Origin of the sequence: Xanthocytophaga agilis (assembly GCF_030068605.1) — a bacterium.
GTDB classification, from domain to species: domain Bacteria; phylum Bacteroidota; class Bacteroidia; order Cytophagales; family 172606-1; genus Xanthocytophaga; species Xanthocytophaga agilis.
In genome coordinates, this window is the sequence record NZ_JASJOU010000009.1 from 292,249 (window position 1) to 306,663 (window position 14,415).

The 14,415-nt window shown below is 37.1% G+C and carries 10 protein-coding genes; 8 read left to right on the plus strand and 2 right to left on the minus strand.

Annotated elements, in window-relative coordinates; all coding sequences use genetic code 11:
- Nucleotides 1–19 precede the first annotated feature (19 nt).
- Complete coding sequence (locus QNI22_RS24340) at nucleotides 20–1,354, minus strand: voltage-gated chloride channel family protein (RefSeq protein WP_314514496.1); 1,335 nt, start codon at nucleotides 1,352–1,354, stop codon at nucleotides 20–22.
- Between the two features lie 331 nt (nucleotides 1,355–1,685).
- Between QNI22_RS24340 and QNI22_RS24345 the strand changes: the two genes are divergently transcribed.
- From QNI22_RS24345 to QNI22_RS24380, 8 genes are all read left to right on the plus strand, one after another.
- Nucleotides 1,686–3,632, plus strand: a complete 1,947-nt coding sequence (locus QNI22_RS24345; RefSeq protein WP_314514497.1) for a PAS domain S-box protein — start codon at nucleotides 1,686–1,688, stop codon at nucleotides 3,630–3,632.
- 200 nt (nucleotides 3,633–3,832) lie between these two features.
- Nucleotides 3,833–4,264, plus strand: coding sequence for a response regulator (locus QNI22_RS24350; RefSeq protein WP_313986379.1), 432 nt, complete (start codon nucleotides 3,833–3,835; stop codon nucleotides 4,262–4,264).
- 502 nt (nucleotides 4,265–4,766) lie between these two features.
- On the plus strand, nucleotides 4,767–5,207 hold the full coding sequence (locus QNI22_RS24355) for a response regulator (RefSeq protein ID WP_314514499.1): 441 nt from the start codon (nucleotides 4,767–4,769) through the stop codon (nucleotides 5,205–5,207).
- Nucleotides 5,208–5,231: 24 nt separating this feature from the next.
- A complete protein-coding gene (locus QNI22_RS24360) occupies nucleotides 5,232–6,824 on the plus strand; it encodes a sensor histidine kinase (protein ID WP_314514501.1) in 1,593 nt (530 codons plus the stop codon).
- A 160-nt stretch (nucleotides 6,825–6,984) separates the two neighbouring features.
- The gene (locus QNI22_RS24365; protein WP_314514502.1) at nucleotides 6,985–7,392 is read left to right on the plus strand and encodes a response regulator; all 408 of its coding nucleotides are present in this window, start codon (nucleotides 6,985–6,987) and stop codon (nucleotides 7,390–7,392) included.
- A 149-nt stretch (nucleotides 7,393–7,541) separates the two neighbouring features.
- The gene (gene hemH / locus QNI22_RS24370; protein ID WP_314514503.1) at nucleotides 7,542–8,621 is read left to right on the plus strand and encodes a ferrochelatase; all 1,080 of its coding nucleotides are present in this window, start codon (nucleotides 7,542–7,544) and stop codon (nucleotides 8,619–8,621) included.
- 175 nt (nucleotides 8,622–8,796) lie between these two features.
- A complete protein-coding gene (locus QNI22_RS24375; RefSeq protein ID WP_314514505.1) occupies nucleotides 8,797–9,084 on the plus strand; it encodes a GNAT family N-acetyltransferase in 288 nt (95 codons plus the stop codon).
- 34 nt (nucleotides 9,085–9,118) lie between these two features.
- Nucleotides 9,119–10,675 carry a bifunctional metallophosphatase/5'-nucleotidase gene (locus QNI22_RS24380; RefSeq protein WP_314514508.1) on the plus strand — a complete coding sequence of 519 codons (1,557 nt, stop codon included), beginning with the start codon at nucleotides 9,119–9,121 and terminating at the stop codon, nucleotides 10,673–10,675.
- 50 nt (nucleotides 10,676–10,725) lie between these two features.
- Here the strand turns inward: QNI22_RS24380 and QNI22_RS24385 are convergent, their stop codons facing one another.
- Complete coding sequence (locus QNI22_RS24385) at nucleotides 10,726–14,322, minus strand: PAS domain-containing hybrid sensor histidine kinase/response regulator (RefSeq protein WP_314514511.1); 3,597 nt, start codon at nucleotides 14,320–14,322, stop codon at nucleotides 10,726–10,728.
- Between the last annotated feature and the right edge of the window lie 93 nt (nucleotides 14,323–14,415).

Below are 14,415 nucleotides of genomic sequence, written 5' to 3' on the forward strand. Positions count from 1 at the left end.
TGAAATAAACTATTGTCAGTTATGAAGGATTAGATTCTGTATGTTTATAGTACTTCAATGTTTTCTCTTCATCCGGAACCTGAGCCGTTGTTTTTGAAATTGCAATTCGTTGTGATTGATAGATTCCACTATGCCCACTAAAGTAATAAGCTGTGAAACATACAATACAATAATAAAGTATGTATTCACCGCCAAACAATTCAACTCCCATTAGTGTGCATGCCAGAGGAGTATTAGTAGCACCTGCAAAAACAGCTATAAACCCTAACCCAGCCAGTAAGTCCACTGGTGCTCCCAGCCATACAGCTAATGTGTTACCTAAGGCAGCACCAATAAAAAATAAAGGCGTCACCTCTCCGCCTTTAAAACCCATACCTAAGGTAATAGCAGTAAAAATCAGCTTCCAAAGCCAGCTCCATGTAGTCACACCATGCAAATGAAATGCATTAATAATAGAGGAACCATCAGCAGTACGCGCCATTACCCCCAAGCCAAGATAATCATCTGTACCGAGCAACCAGGTTAGCCCAATAATTAATATACCTCCAATTACAGGAATGAGCCATTTTTGTGAGACAAACCTATTAGCCTGTTGCTTAATGGTATGAGACAGTTCTGCGAATATATATGCTGCCAGACCAAAGAAAATACCGGAGACAATTACTTTACCAATTAACAGGAAATCCAAAGAAACATATGGCAAAAACGTTCGTGAACTTTCCTGATAAGATATAGAATAATGGGTATGATGAATACCCCACGCAGAACATACTACATCAGAGAAAATACCGGCAATTAAACAAGGAATCAACGCATCATATCGAATACGCCCGATTACCAGCACCTCCATGGCAAATATTGCTCCAGTTACAGGCGTACCAAACACAGCTCCAAATCCGGCAGCAATACCACATAACAATAGGATGCGAATATCAGTACGACCTAATCCAAACCATCTGCCCAGCAGATTAGCCATGCTTCCTCCCATTTGCACTGCGGTTCCTTCTCTCCCAGCCGACCCGCCAAAAAGATGTGTAATAATGGTTGATACCAATACCAACGGCGCCATGCGCGCCGGCACACCTCCTCCCTGATTATGAATTTCATCCATAATCAGATTGTTGCCAGCTTCTGCATTCTTTCCTGAAAATTTGTATAAGAAATGGATAAAAATACCTGCTATAGGAAGAAAATAAAGCACCCAACTATGGTGCCAGCGATAAAAAGTAGCTTTATCAAGTAGCCATAGAAACAACGCAACAAGTGTACCTGTAATACAGGCCAACGGGATTAACAGAACTGTCCATTTCAGTAAGTGTTTAATGATGGACAGTTGTTCAATTTCTTTTTTCACCCAATACATCTGTCACAAAAATAATTAACAATCCGATACACTGTACAACTACACCAATCATTTCTAAAAGCCACTCATTTTGAAAAGTTATTCCCTTAGATAGAAGATCCATTTCATTAATATTATCTTTCTTCTTAAAAGAATTTATCTGCCTTATAACAACAATTCAACAAAGCACTTTCCAAACATTTTTTGTAGTATTCATTTTTTATCGTATATTATTTGTTACTTACAGCAAGATAACTTACTGATTAGCAATACCCTAAAAGTTATTTTTTGAGCAACTATACATACATTCGGTTCGGCTTGATTCACTAACATATTCACGAAGATGTACTCGCGCTTAGCCTCCTTACCTACGGAAAATATTCTGGAACAGGTTCCCATTGGGGTCCTTGTTCTACAACTGGAAAAAAACAATGATCCTTATTCATTTCGAATCACATACATGAACAAAACCAATGCTAACTTTTTGGAGAAAAATCAGGAACTAATTATAGGCAAAAGACTGATAGATATCCTTCCGGATGTTAGTACAGAATTCCTTTTAAAATGCATGAATGTGTTACACCAAAAACAAGCGGATTTATTAACCAATGTCATCAGAAAATCCACACATGATCAAAAATTTTATAATGTACACATTTCACCAATAGCAACAGATACTGTAAGTGTTTTTTCTGAGAATGTTTCCGGTTTGCGATCTATAGAACAAGATCTTCATCGAAGTAATAATATATTCCAGAACCTAGTCAGAGAAGTAGAGGATTATGCGATCCTGATATTGGATCTGGAAGGAAATATATTAAATTGGAATGTAGGCGCTGAGAAGATGAAAGGTTACAAAGAAGATGAGATTATAGGAAAAAACATTCAACTTTTTTATCCAGATGAAGATAAAGCATCTAATCTACCTCAGAAACTACTGGAAGAAGCAAAACAAAAAGGTAAAATAGAACATTCCGGATGGCGAATCCGAAAGGATGGTTCTCGTTTCTGGGCTAATGTAGTACTTACCACTATACATGATAAAGAAGGAAAAGCAAGCAATTTTATCAAGGTGGTACGAGATCTTACTCAGCAGCAATCTACTAATGAATCCCTACGAAAATCAGAACAAAAATTCAGATCAATACTAGAGGCTGCTCCAGATGCAATGGTTATTGTTAATCAGTCTGGCATTATTGAATTAAGCAATACCCGGACAAAAGATTTATTTGGATATGAATATCAGGAATTAATTGGTCAAAAAGTAGAAATACTTCTTCCAGAACAATATGCTTCTATTCATGAACATCATAGAAGGGAATATGAACAGAAACCAAGAGTACGCATGATGGGTAAGGGAATTGAGTTACAAGCTCGTTGTAAAGATGGAAGTTTATTTCCAGTAGAAATTGCACTAAGCCCTTTACATATAGAGGAAGGAGTATTTACTGTTGCAGCTATACGGGATATATCTGAAAATAAGAAAATATGGCAACAATTACAGGATGTGAATACAGCACTTGAAAACAAAGTACAGGAGCGAACTGACGAACTGGCAAAGTTAAATAACATACTGGAAGAAAAAGTAAAGATAAGAACCCAGCAGTTAGAAGCCAGTAACCGTGAATTGGAGTCATTCAGTTATTCCGTGTCACATGACTTACGAAGCCCGCTCAGAGCAATAGTTGGTTATAGCAATATCTTGTTGGAAGACCACTACAAAGAACTCAGTGATGATGCAAAATCAGTTATTGACATTATCATCCGAAATACCACTCGTATGGGCCAGCTCATTGATGACATTCTGGAACTATCCCGTATTAGCAAACAGGAAATAGGGCTAGATAGCATTGATATGGAAATGCTTGTACAAGAAGTATTTCAAACACTTATCAAAACAGAATCACCATCACGTATTATTCACTTTGAACTTGATGCATTACCTCCTACTACAGGTAATATCGTAATGCTTCGACAGGTTATCATAAATCTGCTTTCCAATGCGTTGAAATATAGTCGACCACGTACAGAAACCCATATTCATGTTGGCAATACAATCATTGAAAATGAACCTGTTTATTTTATTAAAGATAATGGAGTAGGCTTTGATGCCCGTCATCATTCCAAATTATTTGAACTTTTTCAACGTCTGCACAAAAACACTGAATTTGAAGGAACAGGTGTTGGATTAGCCATTGTGCAAAGAGTTATTCAAAAACACAGAGGAAAAATATGGGCAGAAAGTACTTTAGGAGAAGGATCCTGCTTTTATTTTACTATTCCACCTTAAGCTGTAGCTGTAAATAATACTAATTATATGATACCTTTTCTATTCTGTTAATATCACACCATACTTTTACATCTCTTACAAGGCACATTATTTGATCTAAATTTCCAAATATAACTATCAAATAATTAAAGACATTAGCCATATTTAAATCCAAACTTTCATTTATTTAAACACTTCAAATGCTTATCCACTGTACAAGTATGGAAGTATTATATATAGAAGATACACCTGAAGATGCAGACTTAGCTCTACGATCTCTAAGAAAGCACAATCTGGTTAATGAAGTCAAATTGCTTGAAGATGGGCAAGCTGCCTTAGACTACCTTTTTGGAGAAGGAGAGTATGCCTCTTCCGGCAGAGGTAAAATTCCCCGATTAATGTTATTGGATCTAAAACTCCCAAAAATAAGTGGTTTGGAAGTTTTAGCTCGTATGAAAACAGATGATCAATTAAAACATATTCCCGTTGTTGTGTTAACATCTTCTAATGAGGATGTTGATATAAAAAAAGCATATGCTTTGGGAGCCAACAGTTATATTGTAAAACCTGTCGATTTTCAAAACTTTGCAGAAGCCATACGACAAGTGGGTCTCTACTGGCTGGTGTTAAATGAGCCACCTTCCAATACATAGTTTTATAAATGATCTGAAGAATAGAATGTAGTATAAAATCACTTCAAATAAACCTTTTACAAAAGATATATTTATCGCTTTAAACTCTGTAGATTATTATAAGTATAAGCTACAGAGTTTAAAGTGGTAACATCCATACCGTAAAATACTAGAAATCAATACGTTATATCAAACTCTCATTGTTCCAGCCCTAAAAATACCTAACCAAAACTAATTTTTCTTGTTTGACTTTCTTTTTTTTATTAAATTTTTATTACCTTTTATACCATAAATTATCCATCACAATAATTTATTTTTAAAGTCAAACTAACAAATCCATCCCAGTTAAACCTGTAAAAAATCAGTATTTTTTACTTTTCAACGAGCATTTTTCTGTCAGTAGAGTGTGACATTTTTTCTAAGGCCTTTACTTTCTAAAACATTAGTTAATTAAAGGTTAAAATACAGGAGCAGATAAATAATATTTCAGATCCATAGTGTATCCACTTAACAATCTGTTCAGATGGAAGTACTTAATCACATCTTGCTTATAGATGCAGATGATGCCAGCAATCTCATTACCAGAATTATGTTAAAAAAGGCATCTGTTGCAGAACATATCCATACAGCACGTAATGGAGAGGAGGCAATTGCACTTTTATCACATACCAACTTTGTTTTTCCTGATCTTATTTTACTGGAGATCAATATGCCTGTTATGGATGGGTTTGAATTTCTTACTTATTGGAAAAAAAATAATTTCACAGGGAAATCCAGGATAGTTATTTATACCTATTCTGCTCGTACAGAAGACATTTCTCATATGTGTCAATATAAAGATGTAGCAGGCTATCTGGAAAAGCCAATTAATAATACCCAAATCACCAAACTAATAAATATTGTACATAACCATAGCAATTATACTCAGGATAGTAATACAGATAGTCAGAGAATCTACCTGTAATCAGACAAAGAGCAAAGCAATTCCATGAAAAAATCGCTTTTGATTTTGCCCCAGTTTTATATGTATATAGTCATGGGAATTGCTCTAGCTACTCTAGCTGGCTGGCAGCTTAATGTTGATATTTTACGAAGGATTATTCCTGGGTTAGTAGCGATGAATCCTACAACAGCAGTGTTGTTTATCTTCTATGGAATTGCCTTTATCAGCATCCACTCTACATCTCACTTTTATCAGTTCACAGGAGTTATTCTCCTGGGATTAGTGATATGTATTGGATGTATCAAAATAGTACAATACATAGCAGATATACCTGATGGGATAGATAGTATTTTCTATGGAGACCGCCTCAGAGAAGACATAAAGTACAATATACCTAATAGAATGTCTATTATAACAGCTATTAGCTTTTTAGTCAATAGCCTCTCATTATATCTGTACACCAAACCAATTCTTCAGAAACAATCTCTTGCCAACTATGCATTAGCGGTAGGGATGTTTATTTCTTTATTATCTGTAATAGGCTATATATATCAGGTAGACATTCATCATTCTGTTGTACAACGTTTTCCAATGGCTCCAAATACCGCATTAAATTTTCTTCTTATTGCCATTGCATTACTCTTGTCTCAAAAAGATACGGGTTATATGAAAGAAATCTTTAGTCCATATACAGGTGGGGTATTAGCACGAAAGCTCATTCCTTCTATGGTTATTATTCCTGTGGGCATGGGATTACTATTACTGGTAGGGTCCTGGACACGTTTGTATGGATCTGACTTTCGAATAGCTCTTCATACACTAGGAGTAATTACACTTATGATAGCAGTGCTGTTAAATGTGATACGTTCATTAAATCACACAGATGAAGCACGTATGTTAGCAGAGGCAGAGTTAACAAAAGCAAAAGAACTCGTTGAAGATCATGCCAGAAAACTCGAAGAAAGTGCACAGGAAATTACAGAGTTCTCTTATGCAATCAGCCACAATCTGAGAACACCTTTACGGGCAATTAATGGATACACATCTTTATTAAAAGAGAAGAATCACATTCATCTAGATCAGGAAAGTACACAGATGTTGAATATCCTACAGCAAAATACATGGAAGATGGGACAGCTTACGGATGATCTGTTAAGTTTTATCAAGATAAGCCGTACACCTATTCTTTATAAACATATCAATCTGAATGAACTTGTAAAACAAGTACTTTCTGATTTAAAAAAGTTTATCAGAGAGACTTCACAGATAGAAATCAATACACTACCTCATGCCAGAGGTGATTATGAGTTACTACGTTTGGTATACCAGCATTTACTATCCAATGCCATTAAATACTCTGAACTTAAAGATACTTTATGGATAACCGTAGGTGCACATGTGTCACAGGAGGCAACGGTATACTTTGTAAAGGATAAAGGATGCGGATTTGATATGCGACATTATGATAAACTTTTTGGTTTATTTACACGGCTGCATCAGGAGCATGAGTTCCAGGGCTTAGGCATTGGACTCGCAGTCACTCAACGTATTATTCATAAACATGGTGGACAAATCTGGGCAGAATCAGAGCCAGGCAAAGGTGCAACATTTTATTTTACACTGGAATCACATCAATAGATGAGTATAAATCAGATCCATTTGTATTATATGCATACTTTAACTGGCATATTCATTTACCATTTGTACTTTTTATCGTATATATAGCAAAAATTTGATTTTTTCTGAGCAATTCAACGTTAAAATTTGAGTCCTTTCACGTAGTAATCCCCTAAACGTAATGGCAAGACTAAATTACATTCTAATTGTAGATGATGACGAGGCCAGTAATTTGATTACAAGGTTGTTTCTGGAAAAAGCAGATGTCACAGATCAGATTCATGTACGCATGAATGGTGTTGAAGCTGTGGCATTTATTATGCAGCATATGAATGCATTGCCAGAACTTATTTTACTTGACATCAACATGCCTCTCATGGATGGCTTTGAATTTTTACGACGTTGGAAAGCCAATGGTCTTACAGGAAAGTCCAAAATAGTCATGTATACAAGTTCAGGTCGCGAAGCGGACATAGCTCATGCCAAACAATATGAGGATGTAGTTGCCTACATAGAAAAACCCATGAGTATGGCAAAAATAAATCAGTTACTGGATGCAGTTTTTGGTCAACACAGATCTGGAAGTTAATAATTCAAGTAAACGTTTTGAAAGTAGCAGATTCTTCAAAACGTTTACACTCCATTTGTAGATTTACTTTAATATAGATACCCCATTTTTTCGCAACATTTTTCATGAAAAAGCAGTTATTTTGAAAATACAAACTGAATGCTTCTTTCATGGTTGACACAACTGCTTCTGTATCAAAAAACAATACTTTACCCCAACTGAAGAACTCCCAACTCCATACGGGGGTTCTCCTGGTACAACTAGGTACTCCTGATAGTCCCTCTGTATCTGATGTACGCAAATACCTGCGTGAATTTCTGATGGATGGCAGGGTCATAGATTACCCTTACATCCCTCGTTTTTTACTGGTAAATGGAATTATTACAACATTTCGTGCTCCTAAATCAGCCAAGGTCTATCAGAAACTATGGACTAAGCGTGGATCTCCTTTAAAATACTATAGTGAAGATGTGGTACAGTTGCTACAGCAACAACTTGGAGATGGATATAAAGTTGTATTAGGTATGCGCTATCAGAATCCAAGTATTAAAAGTGCATTAGAAAATTTAAAAGATAGTGGACTTGAAAAGATTATTGTGATTCCTCTTTTCCCTCAATATGCATCAGCCACGAGCGGCTCTGTACATCAGAAAGTCATGGAACTTATTCAGGACTGGCAAATTATTCCGTCTCTGCATTTCATTAGTTACTTCTTGGATCATCCCAAATTTATTGAAGCATTTGCAGAAATTGGAAAACGGTATATGCAGGAAGATACATATGAGCATTATGTATTCAGCTATCATGGACTGCCAGAAAGACAAATACGCAAAGGAGATGCATCAGGAACAACCTGTCTCATAGGAGATTGCTGCGCTACCTGGCATGCAGGCAATAAACAATGCTATCGTGCCCAATGTTTTGAAACTACACGCCGACTGGCAACTGCATTAGGTATACCGCAAGATAAATATACAGTATGTTTCCAATCCCGGTTGGGAAAAGAAGTATGGGTGCAACCTTATACAGAAGATGTAGTAAAAGACCTCGCTAAACGGAACATCAAAAAAGTACTCGCATTCTCCCCTGCCTTTGTAGCAGATTGTCTTGAAACTACCATTGAAGTAGGAGAAGAATACAAAGAACTCTTTGAAGAACATGGTGGGGAACACTGGCAACTGGTTGAAAGTCTGAATACACATCCGCTATGGATAGACCTGCTAACAGATCTTGTTAAGAAACAAAATTAACATCACATCAAGCCTCTGATTAATTCAGAGGCTTATATTTTGATTACTTAAGGAATAGATTCATGCATTAGTTTAACTATCTGCTCAAAAATCACGCCTTTGTCAGATACTATTTGTATGTTTTTGTAACATTACAACACATCAAGATAATTTTACAGCCTAATACAAAACTGAAATGAACGAAAATATTAGTCAGAATACAACAGAAAATCGGTTTGAGCTTGCCATGGAAGGCAAGACTGCTATTGTAGAATATGCACTATCCGGTGATATTATCACCTTTTTACATACTGAAGTTCCTCCACAATTGGAAGGCCGAGGTATAGGTTCAACTTTGGCAAAATATGTATTAGAATATGCAAAGGCCAATCATCTGAAAGTATCCCTGCAATGTCCTTTTATAAGATCCTATATTGATCGGCATCCAGAGTATACCTCTCTCCTGCTACACCAGCCACAGTAAGTATAAATAAAGTATTTATCCAAAGTTTTTTCTTATGAAAAGATACCTGATTATATTCCTTTTCATCTGTACTATAGGATTCCTTGCCTGTAAATCTTCAAAATCGGGTTCCATCAACAAATCTATTGATGACAATAAGATAGAAGTTGTTTTTCTCCAGATGAATGATGTCTATGAGATTTCACCACTGGAAGGAGGTAAAACAGGTGGCCTCAGTCGGGTAGCAACCATTCGTAAGAGACTGGCAGCACAAAATCCGAATGTACGTTGTCTCATTGCCGGAGACTTTCTGAATCCTTCAGTTGTAGGGACACTCAAATATGAAGGTCAGCGCATCTCTGGCAGACAGATGGTTGATGTTATGAATACGGCAGGTGTTGATCTGGCAATTTTTGGCAATCATGAATTTGATCTTTCTGAAAACGATCTGGAAAAACGCCTGACAGAATCTCAATTTCAATGGATATCTTCCAATGCCTGGCATAAAACAACGAGCGACTTGGTTCCCTTTATCAGTGGCAGCACACATGAACCTATGCCTGTAACCCGAGTTCTTGAATTTAAGGATGGTGATGGCACACAAGTACGTATTGGAATGATTGGTCTTGTTATTGATTCTAATCCTAAAGAATTTGTAAAATACGATGCCCATTATTTTGACATAGCACGAAAACTAGCAGATTCTTTACAATCCCATTGTGATTATCTGGTAGCTATCACTCATTTAAATATTGCCGATGATCTGGAACTTAGTAAACAAGTGCCTGCCCTTCGGCTGATTATGGGCGGACATGATCATGACCATATGTATCATCAGGTTGGGGAGTCATTTGTAGCAAAAGCTGATGCCAATGCAAAAACAGTGTATGTTCACAAAATCCTGTATGATAAGTTACAGAAGAAACTTACTGTACAATCACAACTTGTTCCTGTCAATGCTACTATCCCTATGGATTCCGCAACGCAACGTGTAGTAGACAAGTGGACAGCGATTGCAGATCGTAGTTTTAATGAGTTAGGTTTCTCTCCTGGTGAGGTATTACTTGATACACAGGAGTTATTGGATGGCAGGGAAAGCAGTGTACGCCATCATACCACCAATCTTACACAATTAATAACTCAATCTATGGCAGCGGCGGCACCAAAAGCAGATGCCGTTATACTTAATAGTGGTTCTATTCGTATTGATGACCAGTTAACAGGACGTATTACCCAATACGACATTTTACGTGCACTGCCTTTTGGAGGAAAGATTCTAGAAGTAGAAATGCCTGGTGGATTACTAAAAAAAATCCTCGAAACAGGAAAGCTTAATGAAGGAAGTGGAGGGTATCTTTTATATAATCAGATTACCTATGATGAGTCAAAAAAGGAATGGCTCCTAAAACAAAAACCTATTGATCTTCAGAAAACTTATCGAATTGCCATATCTGATTTTTTGCTTACAGGACAGGAAAAAAACCTGGATTTCCTTTCTTCCAGAAATTCAGATATCAAGATTGTATATAGTCCGGACAAAAACGACTCAAAAGACCTCCATAATGATATACGTCAGGCAATCATTGCCTATTTACGTACAAATAAAAAATAAAAAAGCCTCTCCTTTCTACTTGAGGGAGAGGCTTAAATCTCTACGTATGATTAGCCTTTTATTTCTGTGACCTGTTTGTCACCTTCGTATAAGTAAGCTTTCAATTCATCTGCAATCTGAAGACAAAGTTGCTCCACCCGCTGAGCAGAAACAGATAGTGCTTCTAGATCTTTTTTCTCTACTGCCAACAATGCAAGCCCTCTCTTAATTTCTGCGATCAGCTCGTTCGGTTCAAAGTAGTGAAAAGTTGGCCGCATCTTATGTTCAAGTCGACGTAGTTTCACATAACTCATTTCCGTCAGGATTTCACTATATACAGCTGATAATTCACCCACAGCTTCAATACATTTTTCAACAAGTTCCTGCTTGAAATCCGGACTATCATTAGTCAGTTCTTCCAATCGTTCAAAGCACACAAGCGAAGGATCTTCAACCAGTTCAGCAGTAATCATCGGCATATGAGGTACTACATCCAAATCCTGTACTTCCTCTGCAAAACGCAGAATCTTACCATACAACTCACTTGGATTAAATGGTTTGGAAATATATTCATTCATTCCAATCTCCAGTAACCTGCTCTTCACATCACTCATAACAGATGCAGTAAGGGCAATAATTGGCAGTTTTTTGAAATAAGGATCTTCCAGTGCTCTGATTTCCAGTGTAGCATCATAACCATCTTTCTCCGGCATCTGTAGATCCATCAACACAATATGATACTGCTTTGTCTTAATCTTTTCAATAGCTTCAACTCCATTCAGTGCATAGTCAGGAATGATTCCCCACTGACTCAAAAACTTAGTAGCTACCAACAAATTAATTTCATTATCTTCTACTAATAGTAACTGGATATGACTCAAGTCACTGAAAGTATTTGTAGTATAAGCAGACAAATAACGTTTCTGCTGGGCTTTTCCTTTTTTCAATCGTAAGGTAAAGTAGAACTTCGAACCTAGTCCCTCTACACTAGTTACCTGAATATCACTGCCCTGCATCTGGAGCAAGCGTCTAGTAATGGCAAGTCCCAATCCAGTTCCGCCAAATTTGCGTGTTGTATCACTGCTGGCTTGCGTAAAGCTCTCAAAAATAAACTCTAACTTATCTGTAGGAATACCGATACCTGTATCACTCACTGCAAAGTCAATATCTGCATACTCATCTGTCACAGCATTTACTTTCGCTTCGATACGCACCAATCCTCTATTGGTAAACTTGATTGCATTGCTTACCAGGTTATTGAGTATCTGGCTAATACGAACAGGATCTCCGATTACATTTTCAGGCAATCCCTCTTCCAGATACACATCCAAATCAATATCTTTCTCACTTGCCTTGTGTAACATAGATTGCTCTATACTCACAATCAGATCTTTCAGCTTAAATTCAACTTCTTCCAGATTGATTTTTCCAGCCTCTATTTTACTATAATCCAGAATATCATTGATCAGAACCAACAGGTTATCAGCTGAGAACTTTAGAATATTCAGGTTTTCAATCTGATCACGACGCGGATCTTCCTGTAGCAGCAAATGGGTAATCCCAATTACTGCATTCATAGGCGTCCGTATCTCGTGGCTCATCATAGACAGGAAGTTTTGCTTTGCCAAAGCAATATCTTCTGCTTCTTCTTTTGCCTGTATCAGTCGTTGTTCTTTATTACGTTGTTCTGAGATATCTGTAATAGTACCAATAACTCCTTGTACGCGTTGTTTTGGACTTTTTACAGCTTGGGCATAAATTTCGACCCATTTGTATCCTCCATCTTTAGTCAGATAGCGAATCTGATGTTTTGTAAACTCACATTCCTGACGATTAACTGGCTGAAAATGCTCCATATCCAGTTTGCGGTCATCGGGATGTACAAATTCCGTATACAGTTTTCCAAGACTTTCTTCTACGGTAAATCCAGTTGTGATACTCCAGGCCGGATTCAAGAAAATAAACTTTCCTTCGCGATCAATCTGAAATACTGCTTCTGCAATATTTTCAACAGCAGAACGATACTTTAATTCACTCTGTTGAAGTTCAAGTTCGGCAGATTTACGCCCAGTAATATCTCTGGCAATTACACGTATAGTTTTTACCAGATCACCATCATATTCAATAGTTGTATTCTGTCCCAACCAGATTTCTTCGCCACTTTTTGTACGTACAGGAAACTCTGTATAAGGTATAACTGAACGAGTTTCTTTGTCTCTCAAATAGATATCCTCCATTTCCCGGCGATACTCAGTCTTTACAATATTCCAGAGGCGTTTCTTCGCAAAATCGTTTTTAGAATATCCCAGAATCCGTTCCGCTACAGGATTCACATAGGTAATATTCCAATCGGCATCCATTTCATAGATAATATCTTCTGCCGTTTCGATTAATGCCCGATAACGAGCCTCACTTACCTCGAGTGCTTTAAGATTTTGTTTTTGTTCAGTGATATCTTTTGCAACTCCCATCAGTAATATAGGAATTCCCTGCTCATCTCTTTCAAATACCATTTCCTGAGCATGTAACCACACATAGTGTCCAAACTTATGACGAACACGGTATTCTATTGGGAAAATCTCATTATCTCTGGCCAAAGCAACTTCCCGGTGTAATGCCAATACAGCAGGCATATCATCTGTATGGATCAACTCAGTAAGAAACTCACCATGCATATCCTGAATCTCTTCAGTAGAATAACCCAGGACATTAGATATCTGCTTATTGGTAAAAACATACTTTAGTTCCAGTAGGTCAAACACATACAATACATCAGGCATTGCTTGTGTTACAGAACGGATAAACTTCTCTTTTTCTTCAATTTTATGAGCATCTTTTTTCTTTTGAGCGATCAATGACCGTTGTTTCAGAAACAATTCTTCCAGTTTAATCTGAGCCTGCTCAGATTCATAGGTTTTTTCCTCCAGCTTCTGATTCTGCTCTTCCAGTTCTTGCTTTTTCTCTTCCAGCTCCAGATTTAACTCATTTGTTAGAATAGTAGTATCCATCAACTGGCTAAAGTAAAACTGCATCTTACCTACGATAGGTTTATATAAGAACCAACCAATAAGGCCTAAGGCCACACAAAGCATACCAAGTAAGGTAAACTGTACCCGTTGTAAGTATACTGTCTGCTCTCTTAACTCCTTCTCATATTGCAATGTAATAGCAGTCATTCTTTTTTGATAAACCGGTTCATTTTTCAGTAATACTGTGACTGCCTCTGACAACTGAGCCTCAGAGTATTTCTCAGGATGAATCAGTTTTTGTGCCTGATAGTAGATAATTTTAAATGGCTCTTCCGCACTTTCAAAAAGTTGATCGGCAGCTTCACTCTTCGATCTGGTTGTTCCTATGCGGATGTCCCCATACTGTAAGCCAATCTGAACCTTATACCAATTGTTCACCAGCTGGCTCAACTTATTGGATTGTTTGCTATTATATTCACTACGAGTCTCTTTCTCAAGCAGTTCTGTCACTTGTGCAATATCTTGGCCCTTAACCCTTTGCCGTTCAGTAAGACCAATAATCTGGCTGAGACGAACATTGTCTTCCAGTATAAATTGTACATATATATGACCCAACAGAGTAATTAACGCGATCAAACACAGACTAAAGATGAAAGTCCGTTTGACGTGTTGCGAAAAACTACGTATAGGATTGCGCATTCGAGTAGAAGCTAGTTTAATAAATAATTAATAAGATAAAAGTAATGGGACATATCTGAAGGAAAAATTCACACTTAACGGAAACAGGTTGCC